We start from the raw sequence: 20,095 nt of genomic DNA, 5'->3' as shown, positions 1-20,095 counted from the left end.
ACTAACTGCTTGATCAGCTAGACTAACCATCCCATAAGCTTTTCAGCTTATTTTCGGTTAAACGAATCGCACAGCGAGAGCATTCCCTGGTAGGTTTTTAACTCTTACCGTTAACGTAGTACGCAGGTACGCCTCTGGTCAACTATGGTTTAAGTCTTAGGCCCGAAGCAAGCGTGTCTTGAGACCTGGGTCGTTGACAGTGATTTGGATGCCGTAGTTATTAACTGACGCCAGTTAGGCACAGCTTTAAAATATTTTAAGATTTTATGCTGAAACGGGACTCACAAAATGCCGTGTTTTTTTAATGGCCTTTCTCTAACAAACTAAATGTCAGCAAATTCTGATTTTCTGCTTGCTGTCGGATGAGGGCTGCTGCTGTTTGAGAGTCTACTGGCTTGGAGAAAAAGAATCCCTGGGCGTACTCACATTTTAACCCTTTTAGTATAGATAGTTGCGAGGCTTCTTCGACTCCTTCGGCTACTACATCCATGCCTAAATTGTGGGACAAAGTAACGATCGACCGCACAATTTCTGTGGGGTCAATGCCTCCTTTACTGAAATCGAACTCACCTCCCATCCTGCTAACAAAAGAGCGGTCTATTTTTAAGGTATTGGTGGGGAAGCGGTGCAGGTAGGAGAGCGAGGAATAGCCGGTGCCGAAGTCGTCAATGCACAAGTGTATGTTTCGGGTTCTGAGCTGCACCAGCATTGCTGTTACTGATTCGGAATTTTCTATGAGTACGCTTTCGGTAATTTCTAGTTTTAAACTGCTGCCGTCGAGGTGAGTTTCTGCGAGAACTTGGTCGATGTATTCGATTAAATTTGGTTGAGAAAACTGTTTGACCGAAATGTTGACGCTAACGCTTAAGGGGGGGTGGCTGGGAAATAGCTGCTGCCACTGGCGGATTTGGTGGCAAGCTGTGCGGAGTACCCAGCGGCCCAGGGGTACGATCAAGCCGGTTTCTTCGGCGATGGTGATGAATTCGCCGGGGGAAACTAAGCCGCGTTCTGGATGCTGCCAGCGCACTAGGGCCTCAAAACTGGTAATTGTGTTAGTGGCGATCGACACGATCGGCTGGTAGTGAATAATAAACTGGGGCGCTGCGGATAAGGGAGGTAAGGCTGATTCGGGGGATGGGGGAAAGTCTTCTTCTCTGGCCGGCTCTCTAATGGATTCGATCGCCCGCCGCAGGTCGTTTTCTAGCTGCAACAGCCGCAAAGCGTGGGCGTGCATGGAACTGTTGAAAACTTCGTGTCGGGATCTGCCGAGTTCTTTGGCGCGGTACATTGCTGTGTCAGCGTCGCGCAACAGGGTTGTCGGTTCCACGTATTCGCCAGAACTCAAAGCTATGCCGATGCTGGCGGTGATAAATACTTCGTGTCCGTCTAGAAGCAGAGGGGAGGTGATTTTCTTTTGCAGGCGGTTGACAATGGTGGTAGCTTCATTGATGCCCTCGATGTCTTCGAGCAACAGCACGAACTCGTCTCCTCCGAGGCGGGCCACTGTATCTCCGGGTCTGAGACAAGCTTCCAGACGCCGCGCGATCGCTACTAGCAGTTGATCGCCGATGGCGTGGCCGAGGGAATCGTTGACTACTTTAAATCTATCTAAATCGAGAAACAGCACGGCAAACAAGTAGTCTTTGCGCCGTTTTGCCAGCCTCAGAGCGTGTTCGAGCCGATCGGTAAATAGCGATCGGTTAGGCAATCCGGTGAGGGCGTCGTGAAAAGCATCGTGCAGCAGTTGTTCTTCGGCGAGTTTGCGCTGAGTGATATCGTGACAGTTAATCACGATTCCCTCGACTGCGGGATCGTAAAGCAAGTTGGTGGCTACAGCTTCTACATAACACCAGGAACCGTTGCGGTGGCGGACTCGGTACTCAACTGGGCACAGGCTTCTTTTGGGGTTTTCAATGGCTTTGTGGAGGGTTTCGGCGATCGTGGCGCAGTCGTCGGGGTGAACTATTTCTAAGGCGCTGCGGCCGATCGCATGGTGGGGCGCGTATCCTAAAATTCGCTTGACGGAAGGGCTGATGTAGCGGAAGATTCCTTCGGCGTCGAGAATGATCGTGATGTCTGTGGCGTTTTCAATCAGCGAGCGAAATCGCTGTTCGCTTTGGCGCAGGGCTGATTCTGCTTGTTTGCGATCGCTGATGTCGAGGGCTACTCCGTCTATAATTACGTCGCCGTTTTCGTTTTTGGAAAATTTAGCGCTGTCTTGCACCCACTTGACCTCCCCAGAGCTCAGAACGATGCGGTACTGCCGATCGCACGGCAAAAGAGTCGCTCTTGATGCTGCTACGCGGCTGTCAAACGAGCTTTTGTCGTCTGGATGGATGATTTCGGTCAAGAGTTCCGGGTGCGAAATCACTTCTTCGGCCCCGAACCCAGTAACTTCGCGCACGCCCGGACTGATGTAGGGCATGGAAATTGTGCCGTCTGGATGCAGCACGGTGCGGTAGACTGAGCCGGGAATGTTGGCTGCCATTGTGGCTAGCTGCTGCTGGATGCCGCAGACTGCTGCTTCGGCGCGCTTGCGTTCTGCAAGTTCGGTTTGGGCTTGTTGGTAAAGTTCGGCTTGGTGGATCGCGATCGCGCACTGATCGGCTATGGCTTTGAGTAGCGACAGTTCTTCGACGCTCCAAGAGCGCGCCCGATCGCACTGATAGAGGCTAATTCCTCCCAAAAATGACCGCTGGTAGAGCAGCGGCGCGATCGCGACGCCGCGAAACCCTACCAACTCTGCTGATTCTTGCAGGGACGGGCAAAGTGTCGATAACTCGTCGATGATCAGGGTTTCCCCGGCCGCTAGCCCGGAGCGGAAGTGTTCGGCCACTTTGCAATTTAGCCCGACAAACCGTTCTCTGTCGGCTCCTTTGCTGATGTAGCGAATTCTGATGCCGCCTTCAGCATCTGGCTGCAAGATGGCGCAGGCGCTGATGTCTAAAGCTTCGTGCAGTTGATCTGCGGTGGTTTGCAGCACTTCGTCGAGTACAAGGGTGAAGCGCATGGCTTGGAGGATGCGGTTGGCGATCGCTTCTCGCTGAGCTTGCCGCTGAATTTGGGCGATCGCTTCTTGTTGCTGGCGCCGCATTTTGTATTCTTGGAGCGATCGTTCTAAAACTGTTGGCAACCTAAACAGGCGCCCTTTTAATACGTAATCGGTCATTCCGGCTTTGATGCACTCAACTGCCGCTTCTTCTCCCAAACTTCCCGTTACTAAAATCAAGGGTATGTCTTGCCCTAATTCCTGCATTAATTTCAATACTTCTAAACCGTTGAAGCCGGGGAGGCGGTAATCTGAGAGTACAGCATCGTACTGGCAATTCTCGAGCAGTTTTCTGCACTCTGTTGCTGTTTCTGCCGTGTCGCAATTAAAATTTACCCCCCCCGCTTCTAAGGCGAGCACTATTAATTCCATATCTTCTGCCATGTCTTCGATAATCAACAATTTTAATGTTGATTCCGCTACCATTTTTAGTAGATAGTTGGTCTGATTTATATCTAACATAAGGAATTGGGGAGGTTTTCAAGTGGTTATTCGTGTTTTTGCTAGTAATTTTTTAGACGGAGTTTTGTGGTTAATTTTATCGGGATATTATTTTTAGTTATTATTAGCAAAATAAATTATATACTCTATTCGCAAGACCTTTATTTAGCACCTGCAGTCGAGGGCTGACCGAACCGATTGGGGATCGTCCCAATTTTTAAAAGAGGGTTTTTTAGGAGTACGAGCATCTTTCACAGCCAAGCCTATATCTTTCGCTTCCATCTCTAACAGTGAACACTCCTGTCACACCAAAATTCGGATGATCTCACCGATTGTGACTTATTTAAGTGTATAAGAGTTTTAAATTCTGAATTTAAAACTCTTATACACTTAACTTACGAATCTATATTACCGTTTGAGATTGTTTGCCCTAGTTTAAAGTAAAACGTGGCTCCTTGACTAGGTAGGCTTTCGGCCCAAACCGTGCCGCCGTGGCGGTGAATAATCCGCTGGACGATCGCCAAACCGATGCCCGTCCCTTCAAATTCTCTCTGGGAGTGCAGCCTCTGAAAGGCTCCAAACAGGCGATCGGCATATTCCATCGGAAAACCCACCCCGTTATCCTTGACAAAAATCGTCCCATCAGGTAAACCCTCAATAACTATTGTAGCCGGAGTGCGCCCGCGGCTGAACTTGACGGCGTTGCTAATCAAGTTGCTGAACACCTGTTGCAGCAAGGTTGGATCTCCCATTACCGTCGGTAAATTTCCGACTGCAAATTCAACGCTGTGGAGAGTTTGGGTCGGGTCTGCGACGGTTGGGGGTTTAGTCAATTTAATCGCATTTTGTACCAAACGGCTCAGATCGATCGGAATTTGCCTCAACTCGGTGCGACTCACCCGCGACAGGGCCAGCAAACCGTCAATCAACAGGCTCATTTTTTCGCTGCTGTCTTCAATTATTTCCATATAGTGAACTATTTTGCGATCGCTCAAAGCCTCAGTTGATTCTAGCCGCTGCTTCAACGCTTCTACAAAACCTGAAATGTGTCGCAAAGGTGCGCGCAAGTCGTGGGAAACAGAGTAAGAAAAAGATTCTAACTCTTGATTTGCAGCTTCTAATTGCTCTGTGCGTTCTGACAAAGCTTGTTTTGTCTCTACCAACTCAGTGATATCGCGAGCAGTGCCAATTAAAGCATAAACCTCACCGTCGAGATTTCTGAGGGGAATTTTAAAAGTATCGTAGTAAGTAGTGGCGCCAGCTATCACAAATTTGTCCTGCAAGTGCATAGTTTCGCCTGTTTCAAATACCTGCAAATTTTTCCTACAAAATTGTTCGGCTATTTCTGGGGAAAAACATTCAAAAAGAGTTTTCCCCTGCATCTCTTTTCTGCTATTTAAGCCAGCAGTTTTGGCAACAGATTGATTGACAAAAGCCAGGCGCATATTTTTGCGTTCGACCACAAAAATGCGATCGGGCAAGGCATCAAAAAAAGTTTCTAATTCTGCGGTACGCTGAGCGACTTGAGCTTCTAAAGTTTCGTTGAGTTCTTTGAGTTCAAATTCTACTCGTTTGCGTTCGGTGATATCTTGACCTATTCCGATACAACTGCCGTCGGAAAGGTGAACATTTGCCCAAGAAGTGTCGATAATTCGCCCGTCTCTAACTTTTGTTTTGAAGTCGCTCCACTTCTGATTTGCTGCTTGGATTTCATCCAAAACGTATTGACGGTATTCTGGCTGCGGATAAACTTCGGCCAAGATATCGCGGTTTTTGATTTCTGCCAAACTCCAGCCGAGCACTTGTTCCCAGTGGCGGTTTACCCAGTTTATTTGACCGTTTTTGTCTAAGAATGCGAGCATAATCGGCACGTTGTCGAAGATAGTTTGCAGCAGTTCTTTTTGCTGTTTTAATGATTCTTCGGCTTGTTTGCGATCGCTGATGTCGAGTACCGAACCGATAATTTGCCTCATTTTTCCGTCTGGGGTTCTTTTGAAGATTGTAGAGCGATCGTGCACCCAGCGCCATTCCCCATTTTTGTGTTTAATTCTGTAGTCTCTGTCATCCGTTTCATAGAGATTGCTGCTGTGTTTTAGTCGCTCCATACCTGTAATTAGCTTTAACAGATCCTCGGGATGAACTAAGTTAGCGACAGCCTCTGTACCAAAATCTTGCCATTCTTTGGCAGTGTAGCCGAGTATGGCTGTGACAGATTCATTTGCATAAATATTTTTGTTTTCTACTGCATCGTAAATGTAAAGAAAGTTGGGGATAGTTGTAACAATGCTCTCTAAAAGTTGCTGATGTTTTTGCAGTTCTGATTCTGCCTGTTTGCCCTCGCTTAAGTCCAGCACAAAACTGACGCCTAACTGCTGCGTTCCTTCTAAAAATGTGCTGCCCAGCAGCACCGGAACGCGGCTACCATCGGAGCGTATAAATTCTTTTTCAAAGGGAACCACCGTATTTCTAGCCTTCAGTTCGGCAACTTTTTCTGTATCTAAACGCACATATTCTGGCGGTGTCATTTCTTGCCAGTTAACTCTTCCGGCAAGCAGCTCGTCCCGCGTATAATTTACCGTGTTTAAAAAAGCGGCGTTGGCATCTGTAATGCTGCCGTTAAGATCCCAAAAAATTATGCCGATCATGTTAGAATCAACTATGGCTTTAAATTTGGATTCGCTTTGTCGCAACTGAGCTTCGACTTGTTTAAGCTCTGTAATGTCGCGGGCGATGGATAACACTGTTTCTACTGAATTGTCTTCAGCAAACTCGGGAATGACTCGACAGTGGTAATGTTTTATGCCCTCGGGAGTGGGAAACTCAAATTCTATGGTTTCTTGTTTGCCGGTGTCAAAAACTTTTAGAAAAGTCTCGTCCCACAGGTCGCACAAGTGTGGTGGCATTCCTGATTCTCTGTTGCTCTTGCCCATCAATTCTGCGGGGGGTTTTCCCGTTGCTGATTCTACTGCGTGGTTGATGTAAAGGTGGCGGAATTCTCGATCGAACCTGGCGATGATATCGGTCGCATTTTCCGCTAGGGTGCTGAAAGCTTGTTCGCGCCGGTGCAGTTCTTCTTGAGTGCGGTGGCAATCGGTTATGTCTCTACCAAGAGATAGAATTGAAACTACTGTTCCCGATTCATCAATGAGTGCAGAATTGTACCATTCGCAGTAAATTATCGAGCCATCTTTGGTATAGTTGCGGTTGCGGCAAACGTTGCGGGTTTCTCTGCTGTCTAACAGTTGATTTTTGACGGCGCACACTTTTTCAAAGTCTTCTTGATAAACTATTGACCATTCGTGCCAGTATTTGCCAATTGCTTCTGCTGCACTCCAGCCAAATAGTTGTTCTGCCATTGGCGACCACCGCACTACCCGCAATTCCCTGTCCCACTCTATAACTGCCATTGGCGAGTTTTCTAGATGAAATTCCCGCTGCGAGTTGGCTTTTTTTATTTGAGTTTGAAGTTGCTGCCGGAGTTGCTTCGCCCCGGCAAAGATCTCGCTAATTTCCTGTGTGTTTGCTGAGCCGGCTTTGGCAATGTGATCAATGGTTTCTGCTGTTTGTTTTTCGAGTTCGTTCCAAGCAAGTTCGAGGGCTGATTCCGCCTTCTCTAGCTCAGTGAAGCTGTTCTGAAACAGTGTGGCACTTTCAACTGGAAATTTACGCATAGTTTTGACACTTAGGCCAGTGTTACTTTTAGAATTCAAAATTAAAGCTTAAAAATTAAAAATATGTAATTTCCTGTTAAATTATACATTTTTAGTTTTTAGTCTGTGCGTGGAGCCGATCGTTGGAGGCGGGCGGCGTTATTAAAGACTGCAAGTAAAAGGATTTGGGGTGCAGATCGATCGGCAATTGTGGTGGATCGATCTAAAACTCTCCTGGGTAAGGGAAGGGTACGGGCAGGAGCAGGCGCTAAGTATATTTTTGCACAGAGTTGTTGTTTGGGGGCGATCGAAAGGAGATCGGCGTGGCTGGGGGCTTGGGTCGATCGCCCATCTGTAGCAGGGCGTTGCCTGTGCACAGCCCCATGTGTCTCAACTAAACACGCTTTCTCAAAGTCCGGCAGGGGTTTAAACCTGCCGAACAAAGGGTGTGACGCGCTTGTTGACACCAATGAAACCCCCCCTACCTACAAATAATCTCCACTCACTTTGGTCAATAAAAAGCTAAAATAAAATCTAAAGTTATTCAGTCTTTAAAATTGCTTATGACTGCTGCTGCACCCTCTTCGATAAAAAACCAAACTCAGTACGAAGCCATTATCGGTCTCGAAACTCATTGTCAATTGAGTACGAATACTAAAATTTTCTCCAGTTCTTCTACAGAATTTGGCAATACTCCAAATACTAACATTGACCCAATTTGTATGGGAATGCCTGGAGTGTTGCCAGTATTAAATCAAAAAGTGCTGGAGTATGCGGTGAAAGCAGGGCTGGCTCTCAACTGCGAAATCGCACCTTACAGTAAGTTTGACCGCAAGCAATATTTCTATCCCGATTTGCCGAAAAATTATCAAATTTCTCAGTTCGATTTGCCGATCGCTACTAACGGTTGGTTAGAAATTGAACTGGTGGATGAGACGGGAAATTCTACTAGAAAAAAAATCGGGATCACTCGCTTGCACATGGAGGAAGATGCCGGAAAATTGGTTCACGGCGGCAGCGATCGGTTGAGCGGTTCAACTTATTCAATGGTGGATTACAACCGTGCCGGTGTGCCTCTAATCGAAATTGTTTCGGAACCGGATTTGCGATCGGGCGCGGAAGCTGCCGAATACGGTCAAGAATTGCGCCGGATCGTGCGCTACATCGGTGTTGGCGACGGGAATATGCAGGAAGGTTCGCTCCGGTGCGACGTGAATATTTCCGTGCGCCCCGTGGGCAGAAAAGAGTTCGGCACGAAGGTGGAAATTAAAAATATGAACTCTTTTAATGCGATCGAACGGGCGATCGATTACGAGATCGAGCGGCAAATTCAAGCGGTGGAAAATGGCGAAACCATCGTCCAAGAAACGCGGCTTTGGGATGAAAACAAGCAGTGTACTTTCAGTATGCGGGTTAAGGAAGGCGCAAGCGATTACCGGTATTTCCCGGAACCGGATTTGCCTCCGATCAAAGTTTCGGCCGAGCAATTGCAGGATTGGAAAGCTCAACTGCCGGAATTGCCGGCCCAAAAGCGCAATCGCTACGAAACTGAGATCGGTCTTTCTCCCTACGACGCGCGGGTGCTGACTGACGACAAAGCGGTGGCGGAGTATTTTGAAAAATCGATCGCCGCTGGTGCTGTGGCTAAACAAGCTGCGAATTGGGTGATGGGCGATATTACTGCTTATCTGAAAAATGAAAAACTGGCGATCGCAGAAATTCCTTTCCAACCGCAGGATTTAGCCGAACTGCTGGGGCTAATTGATGCCGGTACGATCAGTGGCAAAATCGCTAAGGATATTTTGCCGGAATTGCTGGCAAACGGTGGTTCGCCTCAGAAGTTCGTTGAGAGCAAGGGTTTGATTCAAATTTCCGATACTGGGGCGATCGATCGAGCGATCGATGCGGTGTTGGCAGCCAATCCCAAGGAACTCGAACAGTACCGAGCCGGTAAAACTAAGCTGCTGGGCTTTTTTGTCGGCAAGGTGATGAAGGAAACGGGCGGCCGGGCCGATCCCAAACTGACCAATGAGCTGCTGGCGGCGAAGCTTAACGGCGCAAGCTAAGCAAATTAAGGGGGTCGTGTAGCAGATACAGCGGCGGGCGATCGGTTTTTCCCGATCTCGCCGCGCTCTCGCCCTTCTTGCTGGCTCGTAACTTTATAATTAAGATACATTTCTTTACAACATCTTCACGTTTGGGGGTGACACCCCTCATCCCTCTCGTGTTATATTGTGTTATGTAGATGCACCCTGATGGCAGAGAGAGTTACTTAGGTAGCTCTCTCTTTTTTTGTCTTTTTTTTCCACGGACGTGAAAATACGGATGGGGGAGAGGGGGATTAACGATACCGATCCCCGATTACTGATTACCGATTAGCAATTACCGCTTTGAGTCGATTAATATCAACTTTAGTTATTAACTAATTTTGACAGTATGAGCGAACAAGCTAGCGAGCTAATCAAGCAGGGGATTTCGCAATATCAGGCGCGTCAATTTGAGGCGGCGCTGGGTTCTTGGCAGGAAGCGCTGGCGCTGTATCGCTCAATGGACGATAAGCGGCGATCGGGTGCGGCGCTGGGTAATATGGGCGTAGCTTACGAAGCGCTGGGAAATTATGCTCAGGCGATCGAGTGCTACCAGCAGCATTTGGTGTTAGCGCGGGAAATTGGCGATCGTCGGGGCGAGGCTAATGCTTTGGGAAATCTGGGCAATGCTTGTTGTGCTCTGGAGAATTTTTCTGGTGCTATTGATTACCAGCAACAGCGTTTGGCGATCGCGCGGGACACTGGCGACGGGCGCTCTGAGTTGGAAACTTTGGGCAATTTGGCACTAGCTTACGATGCTAAGGGAGATTTGCCTGGTGCGATCGAATGCTATCACGAGCAGTTGTCGATCGCGCGCGCCAGCAAGGACGATCGCATTGAGCGCAATGCTCTCAAGAATTTGAAGCTTGCTTACAAGTATTTAGCAGATTACGAGAAGGCTAACCAGTACCGACAGCAGCAATTGGCGATCGTCCGGCAACTGTTTTTAACTGATAAAAATAAGAGTTTTGTACAACTTCTAGAAACAGTTGGTTTGAATCCGGTTGAGGATTTTGCTGGGGCTAATTTAAGCGGTTTTGACTTGCACTACGCTGATTTTAACGGTGCGGATTTGCGCGAAACCAACCTCCGAGGCGCAGATTTGACTTTGGCCGATCTCAGCGGTGCTTTGCTGAGCGCTGCTATTTTAATTGATGCTAACTTGTGCAATGCTAATTTGCGGGATGCTGAACTCAGCAGCGCCAATTTGAGCGGTGCTGATTTGCGGACAAAGCTGCCCCGGGCGAATTTGAGCGGTGCCAATTTAACCAACGCCAATTTGAGCAGTGCTTATTTACCGAATGCGATTTTAGTAAATGCAAATTTGACAAATACTGATTTGAAGAATGCTGATTTAAGTGGTGTTAATTTGAGCGGTGCGAATTTAAACGGTGCTGATTTGAGCCGCGCTGATTTGACAAATACGGTGGTGGAAAATGCAAAGTTTTTTTGTTGTCTGGGAATTTCGGATACCCTGAAGGTTGAATTGACGGCACGGGGCGGGATTTTTGAGTAGAATTAATTGGAAAGGTTCGTAATTGTACAGGGTAAGAAAAGCTATGACTGCCGTAACTGCAAAACGATTCTCGATCGCCGAATATCACCGTTTGGGAGAACTCGGATTTTTCGCCCCCGATGAGCGAGTTGAATTGATTCGCGGAGAAATTATCATTATGGCTGCTAAAGGTAGGCTGCACTCTTCTTGTAACAGTCTTTTAGTTCAGGAGTTAATCATTTTACTGGCAAGACGCGCTCTTGTGCGCGCGCAAGAGCCAATTATTTTGTCTGATGATAGCGAACCAGAGCCTGATGTTGTGATTGCCCGCAATCGAGCCGATCGTTATTTCTCTTCTCACCCGCAGCCTGCTGATATTTTGTTGGTAATTGAGGTTTCGGATTCTACGTTGAAGTACGATCGCACAACCAAGTTGTCTCTCTATGCTGAGACTGGGATTTCTAATTATTGGATATTTAATTTGGTTGATAATCAACTGGAAATGCACAGCGAACCTTATCAGAAACAAAACGGGAGTTATAGTTATCAATTGCAACGAGTTGTTTTGCCAAATCAGACGGTGGTAATTCCGGGTTTTTCCGAATTGTGTCTGGATTTGTCTTTGGTATTTCCCGCCTAGGCTTCCTTCGATGATATAATACAAAAGTGCGATGGCTACGCCCCGGCTTGCGCCTACGAACTCTTCACCAAAGTAGCACTATGACCGCTCAAACTCTCGCTCCACCCGAACAAATTGTCGAGCTATCGGGTATCAGTTGGCAAACCTACGAAACTTTGCTTGCCGAAATCGGCGATAGTCAAATTCGACTGACATATAATCGCGGCAATCTTGAAATTAGGGTACCTTCTCCACAACACGAACGTTTCAAAAAAGTAATGGGTCGATTTGTCGAGACTCTAGCGGAAGAATTAGAGGTGAAAATTGAGCCTCTTGGTTCTACCACATTCAAACGTCCTGAACTGAGCGGTGCAGAACCAGATGAATGTTTTTACATCCAGAATCTTAGTGCAGTTAAAGGCAAAAAAAGAATCTACCTGAATCAAGATCCGCCGCCGGATTTAGTAGTGGAAATTGATATTACCAGCCGTTCGGAAAATAGCTTGCAGGTTTATGCGGATATGGGAGTGCCGGAAGTTTGGATTTATAATGGATCGCGGCTCAGAATCAACAGATTTGAAAATGGAGAATACGTTGAGGGCGAGATCAGTTTAGCATTTCCCAGCTTACCGATATTAGAGATTGTTAGATTTTTGGAACAAGCAGAAACAATGGACTATTTGGAATTAGTGAAAGCATTTCGGAATTGGGTAAAAAGCCAAATTCAGCAAAACCAATGAGTTGCGGATCAAATTAAACAAAATTTACAATTTTGTCCACAAAAAAAAGGTGTAGTGTGATAAAATAGAGATGATAAACTAATTTAAATATCAATTACAGGCTGGTAGTGCCAGCAATTCTACCCGATATGCGATCGCTAGAGTCTCACAACAAATACCCAGATTGCTTGTGGATGCAATTAGAAGCAATTCCAGTTCCATCGGTTGCACCCCAAACCCAGCAGCTCGACATTCACTTGAGTCTGAATTTTAACGAGCATTGGGAACCGCTGCTCGGCGGTCGCGTCAAATTTGGTCTGCAAGGCGGGACGCTCAAACTCTATCTAGAAAACTGCGAAATACCCGTAGCATCGCGTCAGTTAGTCGGTTCTTTCCAGCTTTTGCCCATAGAAGAAACTCTGCCCATTCAAAACAGTGCAAAAATTTTAGTGAGCGAAAGTCAGCGCGGAGTTCAGGGCGGCGAAAATGCGGAAAAAATCAAGGAAACAGAGAGCATACGGTGTCACGTTTCCACAATAAGGAATGATACAACGCCAGCTTGGGTTTTTGCAGTTGAACAGCGCAAATCCGTATTAAAAGGTTTGCTAAAAAGTGCTAAGCTGGGAGAATTAGCTGGCAAAGAATTTCGGATGGCAGCGGCTTTTGAAGTTGCTAAAGAAGATATTAATCTCACAGATGCGGAGGGTTTGTGGCCGCACGATATCACGCCAAATCAACATTCGGTTTTAGAAAGAATCCTGACTATATACCTGCACGCAAATAAACTCCAACCTGCCCTCAGTTGGGCGCTATTGTCCTACAATTTACCTCCGGTTGAACCGCGCGAAGTGGAAATTGCCCCGGAAGCTGAATCGGAATTGCAGGAAATAGTCGATCGCATTATTTCCGCTGAAACCGACAACTTTGTGGAGTTGGCAAAAATCGCCAATCTCAATCCAGCACTAGATTTCGCGGGTAGCACCTTGCGCGGAACGACTTTAAGTGCAGTGGATTTTAGCAGCGCAAATCTCGATCGGGTAAATTTCCGGGGTGCAACCTTAAACGATGCCGATTTCAGCGACGCCAGCCTGCAAAATGCCAAATTCGGCGGTGCAGATTTGAGTGGCGCTTTCTTAGGAAATGCTGATTTAAGCGGTGCAGATTTGCACAAAGCAAGTCTAGCTTTAGCTAACCTCAGCGGTGCCAATTTGAGCGGCGCAAATCTGCTGGAAGTGAATTTAACAAATACTAATTTTAGCGGTGCGAATGTCGAGTCAGCCAGATTCGGGAACAATTCAGGAATGGATGAGGACATGCAGGTGAATCTACAGCAGCGAGGCGCGATTTTTGAAGAGGTTTAGTCGGTAAGTGCGAATCCCTTTCATCCCTCTGCATCCATCCTCGTTTATCCGCCTGCATCTGCGGTTCAAAAAGAGCGTGAAGGGAAGCTATCCCCAAGGGAATCGCCCTCAAAAAGAGCGATCGCCCTCCCAAACAAATTATCCTTCATCCTCCGACTTTACAGGAGCACGCCCAGAAATCACAATAAATCCAACAGATTCGAGAGTCAGGTTTGGGCGGCGAATACCAGCTAAAACCGCTTGACTCAACAAACTTTCTGTAGTGATTTCATCAGCCAAAACCGATTCTAAAAGTTGTTCGGATTTAGAAAGTCGGTTCAAGCGCAATTGCAATTGATTCACCCGGTTTTCGAGTTGGATTGCAGCAGTGACAGCAGATCGATCGCACATTTCCACAAAAGCCGATCGCCCGCGCAGCAATTCCTCCGATACCACCCGCCCCTTTTGACAAAAATCATCCCATTCTAGCGGATCGACAAAACTGTCAATCAGCGATGTGCGATTTTTAGACAAATTGTAATCCCGATTCGGCCCGCCTTTCCCCTTATAAGCCCGCTGCAAAATCGCCAGAAGTTCCGCATCCTCCACCAGAGACATTTCTTCGCTGCGAGCATCTACAAACACAGTTTCAAAAGTTGGGAGAAACAGAGCATCAGCGCGGCGCTGCAAAGCTTTCAAGTTGTAATTTTCGATGTTTTGTGCTTGCAAAACTTGCTCGGCCGGCTGCACATCAGTCTGGATTGAATAATTAAACTGAAAGCCGAACCACTCCTTCCCGGGCTCCGCATCCCAACTTTCATCATGCCGCCACATGGCAAAAGCTTGACCCCGATCGTCCCAGCGAATATAAGAGCCAAGTGCATCGATCAATCCCTCACCAATTCGGTAAAGAGCGACATCCGCATTCTGATAAGCAATCCGGCGATTGTAACTGCCATATTGCTGGCAATAAGGAATCAATCGGGTTCTCAAATCGTTGGACGGAATCAACGTTTTTTGAGTAGGTTGATAGCGCAGCAACCCCGATACACTCGGATGTTCGATTTGTTTGAAGTGAAGAGCTTGACACAGCCAACCTTCAGTAGCCCGCTGCATTTCCTTATGCTTAGCATCGCAGTTGTCGAGAGATTCAAAATACTGAGATGCGCTGTCATCAAGAGTATCAATTTCATCGAGAACGTACTGTTCGTCTATTTTGATTTTCTCTTGTTCGATTTCAGTTTTAATCGCTGCAATTTCGCTGGATAAGCCCTTGCCTCCCTCAGCAAACAACTTTTCTTCAAGTTTGAGAAGTTTTTCCTCAGCATAAAACTGAAGGGTGGCAATAGATTTGTCGAAGATATCAAACCCATCTTTTAAAACTTGAAACCAAGCTTCGTGGGGAGTCTCCGGCAAATCCGGGCCTGCAAACAAACAAAATTGCACTCCCATTTTGCTGCCAATGCGATCGACTCTGCCGAGTCTTTGTTCTAACTGGTTGGGAAACCACGGCAAATCGAAGTGAACTAACCAATCTGTCACTTGTAGATTTACCCCTACTTCCGCCGATCGATCGCACACTAAGATAAAACAATGCGGCTCCGTCTTAAATCGCTTGAGACTAGCCTCAACATCATCAGCAGATTTGCCCGTTTCATGGCTGGCGATCGCATTTTTACCAAAGATTTTCGCTAAATTTTCCGCAATCTCTTTACAAGTTGCCGTAAAACTGGTAAAAATCACAATTTTCGGGAAACGCTCGCCTGGAATCGGCCGTTTAATTTGCTGTTGAATTCTCGACAGCAAATCGCGAGGTTTGCTGTGATACTCGCGCGGAACCTTCAAAGCAACTGCCAGAAATCGGAGAATCGCGATTCGTAACAAACTCAGTCGATCGAGTCCTTCCTGGGGCTTTTCTAGGGTGTTGAGCAAGGTTTCCAGCATTTCCCTTTCTTCGGGAAACAGCGCAGTTTTGGTCAAAATTGCTGTGTCATTTTGTCCAAATTCGCGATCGAGCTCAGGAGTCGATTTTTTCTGCAAGCGAGCTTTGACAACCCGTTCTAAAACATTCAGCCAAGTACCAGAAGCGCGGAAAAATAGCAGAAAAATTTTCTGGTATTCGCTCGACTTAGGAGCGGCTGTGCGCCATTTATCGAGTACGGTTTGAATTTCCGACCACTGTTCATCATTCAGATCGTACTCAGTTTTAGGAACAGCATCTCGATCGAAAATCACATCTTCCACGGCATCGCGGCGGTTGCGAAGGATGCGGCGGTGCAGGCGGTAGGTATCGCTAACATGAGTGCGAATAGTTCGGACAAGCCGAGCCTGTTCTGCGGTGTCTTTAGTTTTCAAACAACTTTCTAACTCTGTTGCTAATCCGATTAAATAATCATCTTTGGCAAAAATAGTGCGAAGTTGAGCGAGTTTTGTTTGCAAAACAGCAGGCTTGGCATTTTCTCGGAAATCCAGCAAAGCGCGACCGATTTCTTGACGGTTTTGCACCTGTTCTTTGAAGCTTTCCAGGTCATCAAGACGGTAAGTTGTGGGATCTAGCAAGTGCAGCATCGTTAGAAAATCTTGCTCGCGGCCGAGAACTGGCGTTGCAGATAATAACAATACATTTTTGCTTTTGTGAGCTAGTTTCTGACAGAGTTCAAAGGACTGCTGCTGAGCGCGATCGCTCGAATGTGCCATTGCAGCCACATCATGCGCTTCATCAACAATCAGAAAATCTAGGTTGGCGTTGCGGCTAATTTGATTAATTTCGCTAACAGCAACAAGCTGTACTCGGTCAGCAAAATGAGACAAATAGAATTTATTTTCCAACTCCTGCCGCCACTGTTCAAGCAGGTATTTGGGAACAAGTACCACAGCGCGTCCTTGAGGTTCATCTAACAGAAATTGGCGCAGAACTGTGCCAGCTTCTACTGTTTTTCCCAGTCCTGGTTCGTCGGCCAATAAATAGCGCACGATTGGGTCTTCTAGGACGCGCCGGACGACTTCAACTTGATGCGGATAGAGGTCTATGTTAGCAGAAATTAAACCCGTCATGCCGCGGCTGACGGCCCGCTGTTCGATCGCAGATTGAACGAATGCCAATCGGCGATCGTGAAAATACGGCGTTTCTTGGCCTTTGACTGCTAAAATGTCGATCGGATCGGCGATCGGGATATTGCAGCGAACGTAAAGTTCGGTTTCAACAGCTTGCAAACTTTGGCTGTCGGGCAGGTCAATTTCGTACTCTAATTTATCTTCATCCCAGTCATAAACTCGACCGATAATCCATCTTTCCTGAGTGGTACTCCAGAGGTAGCAGCGGGTTTGGCGCTGAAGTCTGGCTTCTTGCAGCAAACCCAAAGGCACAGTTTTGCGGATGCGGTTTTTTACTGAGCAAAAATATTCAACTACAGCATCAGTACGCGATACCTCGACAACTTTTCCGACTCCCAAATCGTTTCTGGGCGATCGAACTAGCGAACCAACATCAATCATAATTACAACCTGACAATACTTACTAGAATACAGTAAATCTTTTCCAGTTAAAAATTTTAGCAAAATGCGATTTTTGCCTGCGTCACTTTTCTAGTCAAGTGACAGTCAATCTAGTATTCTGAAAACAATAAGTTTAGCATGGTAAATAACATTTTGGTAATTGAATAAATATGCTAGCAGCGAATAAGAATAAGTAATTACGAGGCAGGAAAAATAACGCCTGGATTACCGGATTCCCATTTCGGGTATTTCTGCATAACACTGGTATAAATTTCCGACTCGGTAAAGCCTGCTAACCAAGCTTGTAGCGGAGGCCAAGGCTGTTCGTTAAACCAATTTAGATCGGTATGAGCGAATTGACGGACAAAAGGTGCGATCGCCATATCAGCCAATGCTACATTATTACCAAATAAATATTTAGTGGCGCTTAACTGTGCATTGAGTTTGTCCAGGAATAAAGAACCTTCATAACGATGTACTTGGGCATCAACACCGGGATAACGATCGGGGTACTTATAACGGTCAAGATGATATTTAAATCTATCATCAAATAGAGCGATTAGTTCCAGCATTTCTGTAACCGAACCTTGCTGTGGCATCAACCATTTTTCAGGATCGTGTTGTCTCAATGCCCACAACATGATATCGATACTTTGATCGAGTACCCGCCCGTCAACATCAATCAATATTGGTACTGTACCTTTGGCCGATACCTCCAACATCTCTTGTGGTTTGTCTCGCAAAACAACTTCCCGCAACTCACACACCCGATTGCTAACCATCAAGGCCAAGCGCGCGCGCATAGCATAGGGACAGCGGCGAAAGGAATACAAAATCGGGTATTTTGCTGACATATTATCTCAATTCCGGTTGCACCGGAATTATTGTTGACTGTTGACTGTTGACTGTTGACGGGCGGGTCGAAAAACTGAATAGTAGAGTGTTAACTGTTGACTCGATTTTATGATTCCGATGCAACCGGAAACGATATAATTAGTCGATCGCACGATCGGGCTTTTCGGGTCAGAAACCCCGTTTCTTCGTATATTTCTCGTCGCTAAACAAGATTTTTCGTAGAAACGGGGTTTCTTTAAGCTTAGTGAATAATAAGATTAGTCGATCGCACCATCTACTTTTTCCTTCGCATCGTAGCGCGCGCCTATATGTACTTGGTTGCGACGCTTAGCAAGCTCAATCTGACGTTGACGTTCAGATAAGGCTTGTTTTTTGGTTTCAGTTTTGGAGTCATGACAATGAGGACAACTCACACCAAGTACAAATAATTCAGAAGCCTTATCTTCCTGACTAATCGGGTGACGACAACCGCGACAAAGTTCATAGTTTCCCGGCTTTAACCCCTGACCAACAGAAACCCGTTCATCAAAGACAAAACATTCACCTTCCCAACGACTTTCTGCTTCCGGTACCGTTTCCAAATATTTTAAAATTCCGCCTTCGAGATGATAGACTTCCTCAAAACCTTGAGTACGCAAAAAAGCAGTAGATTTCTCGCAGCGAATACCACCCGTGCAAAACATTGCCACCTTGGGTTTATTGCGTAAAGCAGTTTCCCGCCGCACCCATTCAGGTAACTCAGAAAAGCTTTTTGTTTTTGGATTAATAGCACCTTCAAAAGTACCCAGAGATACCTCGAAGTCGTTACGCACATCAACCACGACAACATCGGGATCGTCCAGCAGCTTATTCCACTCATCAGGCTTAACATATTTGCCAGCCATGAGGCGGGGATTAATGTCTGGTACTCCCATCGTGACTATTTCGCGCTTCAAGCGTATTTTCAGGCGGTAAAAAGGTGCTTTTTCCGAGAAAGATTCCTTGTGCACGAGATCGGCAAAACGCGGGTCACTACGCAAGAATGCCAGCACTGCGTGTACGCCCTCGGACGAGCCGGCAATCGTGCCATTGATGCCTTCTTCGGCCAGCAAGATAGTGCCTTTGACGTTGTTGTTGTTGCAACAATCGAGTAGCGGTGCTTTCAGGTCGGCAAAATCAGGTAGTTCAACGAACTTATATAAAGCAGCGGTTAAGAAATAAGCCATAGATTGAATTGATAGCACTAATTAATTTTCATAATTCTATGAAAATTCAGTCAAAGCGGACGGTGGGACTCGAACCCACGACGTTCAGCATGGGAAGCTGACATTCTACCACTGAATTACGCCCGCGCTTAGTGTTTTTTAGCTGCTTTCACCTTCTTTGACCTTGGAGGCTGCGCGGTAAAAAACGACTAGAAAAACATTGTACAACTATTTTCTGATTTTGAGTATACCATTTTGACAATCAATTTTGGGCGGCAGCCGATCGCACAACGGAGCCATGATACTGCGGCAGACGAGCAAATTGTCATCGCGGCCAAAACCTGCCACTAAATCGGCAATCGCCTCGGTTCCGAACGTTGACAAAGAGTTAGCGGCTTCTGCGCGCACGTTCCGATCGCGCGATCGAACTGCATCATTTTTAACAGCGCAGCCATTGAGTCCGCAGTTTGACTGTGCCGCCATCCTATCGCCACGAACGATCGCACCATAAACTCGCGATCGTCCACTTTCCTCAGCAACATCGGTAGCGCCACCGCAGGATCGCCCTTTCTCACAGCCGTTACCCCCCGCAGCCTGTCTGGAGAATCTGAACTTTGCAGTGCTGCTGGGATTTCCCTAATTTCCCGAAGCTAATTAAAATATATTGTTGTTACTTTGATTGAAAATTTTAGCCATGAGTGCCGGATTGTGGGAAGATTAAAAAAAATTCCGTTATTAGATTATGTCTGCCAATTAACAGCTTCAAACTTCAACACCAGAAGAAGTTCAGGAGGTATTGGGCGAATTTGAGCAATATTGGCAACGACCGATCGACGAGACTCGGGAAATGACTAAAAAGGTAAAAATGCCTCAACAATTCGTGATGAGACACTTAGAAAATCATCCCCAGATAGTTTAAATCGACAGGGCGCTAGCGAATTTGCGATGCCACAATCTGCCTAAAAACGAAATTAATTGCCGTTCTGTAGGGTGTTCTGTTTTTTTAAGTTTATCTACTTAATTGTACTGTTTTCTTTTCGCGCAGCTTCTCCCTCGCCCCACTGCTTGAGAAGGGCGGACAAGATTCGGGTTTGAAGTTCCTTGATGAGTGGACGGATTTAGGATATCTGGAGTCTGTGGTGGCCAACATTCATATAAGTG

At 46.5% G+C, this 20,095-nt stretch carries 12 protein-coding genes and 1 tRNA gene; 5 read left to right on the top strand and 8 right to left on the bottom strand.

Features of this window, described 5'->3' with window-relative positions; all coding sequences use genetic code 11:
* Positions 1–301 precede the first annotated feature (301 nt).
* From QUA47_RS21620 to QUA47_RS21610, 3 genes are all read right to left on the bottom strand, one after another.
* Positions 302–3,511, bottom strand: coding sequence for an EAL domain-containing protein (locus QUA47_RS21620; RefSeq protein WP_333432269.1), 3,210 nt, complete (start codon positions 3,509–3,511; stop codon positions 302–304).
* A gap of 374 nt (positions 3,512–3,885) precedes the next feature.
* Positions 3,886–7,161 (bottom strand): PAS domain S-box protein, encoded by a 3,276-nt coding sequence (locus QUA47_RS21615; protein WP_333432268.1) that lies wholly within the window; start codon positions 7,159–7,161, stop codon positions 3,886–3,888.
* 98 nt (positions 7,162–7,259) lie between these two features.
* Positions 7,260–7,517, bottom strand: a complete 258-nt coding sequence (locus tag QUA47_RS21610; protein WP_333216909.1) for a hypothetical protein — start codon at positions 7,515–7,517, stop codon at positions 7,260–7,262.
* 186 nt (positions 7,518–7,703) lie between these two features.
* Here QUA47_RS21610 and gatB point away from each other — a divergent pair, with 186 nt between their 5' ends.
* The 5 genes from gatB (at position 7,704) to QUA47_RS21585 (ending at position 13,421) form a co-directional block, all read left to right on the top strand.
* The gene (gatB, locus tag QUA47_RS21605; RefSeq protein WP_333432267.1) at positions 7,704–9,206 is read left to right on the top strand and encodes an Asp-tRNA(Asn)/Glu-tRNA(Gln) amidotransferase subunit GatB; all 1,503 of its coding nucleotides are present in this window, start codon (positions 7,704–7,706) and stop codon (positions 9,204–9,206) included.
* 370 nt (positions 9,207–9,576) lie between these two features.
* Positions 9,577–10,743 carry a pentapeptide repeat-containing protein gene (locus QUA47_RS21600; protein ID WP_333432266.1) on the top strand — a complete coding sequence of 389 codons (1,167 nt, stop codon included), beginning with the start codon at positions 9,577–9,579 and terminating at the stop codon, positions 10,741–10,743.
* A gap of 43 nt (positions 10,744–10,786) precedes the next feature.
* Positions 10,787–11,362, top strand: coding sequence for a Uma2 family endonuclease (locus QUA47_RS21595; RefSeq protein ID WP_333432265.1), 576 nt, complete (start codon positions 10,787–10,789; stop codon positions 11,360–11,362).
* Positions 11,363–11,442: 80 nt separating this feature from the next.
* On the top strand, positions 11,443–12,081 hold the full coding sequence (locus QUA47_RS21590; RefSeq protein ID WP_333432264.1) for a Uma2 family endonuclease: 639 nt from the start codon (positions 11,443–11,445) through the stop codon (positions 12,079–12,081).
* A 107-nt stretch (positions 12,082–12,188) separates the two neighbouring features.
* Positions 12,189–13,421, top strand: a complete 1,233-nt coding sequence (locus QUA47_RS21585) for a pentapeptide repeat-containing protein (RefSeq protein ID WP_333432263.1) — start codon at positions 12,189–12,191, stop codon at positions 13,419–13,421.
* A 138-nt stretch (positions 13,422–13,559) separates the two neighbouring features.
* Here the strand turns inward: QUA47_RS21585 and dpdE are convergent, their stop codons facing one another.
* The 5 genes from dpdE to QUA47_RS21560 all read right to left on the bottom strand — a co-directional run bounded on the left by dpdE (position 13,560) and on the right by QUA47_RS21560 (position 19,509).
* Positions 13,560–16,895, bottom strand: coding sequence for a protein DpdE (gene dpdE, locus QUA47_RS21580; protein WP_333432262.1), 3,336 nt, complete (start codon positions 16,893–16,895; stop codon positions 13,560–13,562).
* Between the two features lie 197 nt (positions 16,896–17,092).
* Positions 17,093–17,749, bottom strand: a complete 657-nt coding sequence (locus QUA47_RS21575; RefSeq protein WP_333432261.1) for a glutathione S-transferase — start codon at positions 17,747–17,749, stop codon at positions 17,093–17,095.
* A 258-nt stretch (positions 17,750–18,007) separates the two neighbouring features.
* Complete coding sequence (gene trhO / locus QUA47_RS21570) at positions 18,008–18,955, bottom strand: oxygen-dependent tRNA uridine(34) hydroxylase TrhO (protein ID WP_333432260.1); 948 nt, start codon at positions 18,953–18,955, stop codon at positions 18,008–18,010.
* Positions 18,956–19,009: 54 nt separating this feature from the next.
* A tRNA-Gly gene (locus tag QUA47_RS21565) sits at positions 19,010–19,081 on the bottom strand.
* A 200-nt stretch (positions 19,082–19,281) separates the two neighbouring features.
* A complete protein-coding gene (locus QUA47_RS21560) occupies positions 19,282–19,509 on the bottom strand; it encodes a hypothetical protein (protein WP_333432259.1) in 228 nt (75 codons plus the stop codon).
* Positions 19,510–20,095 lie beyond the last annotated feature (586 nt).

It is taken from the genome of Microcoleus sp. MON2_D5, assembly GCF_036701905.1.
Lineage (GTDB): Bacteria > Cyanobacteriota > Cyanobacteriia > Cyanobacteriales > Microcoleaceae > Microcoleus.
The sequence above is the reverse complement of the archived record's forward strand: the minus strand, read 5'-3'. Positions and strand labels throughout refer to the sequence as shown.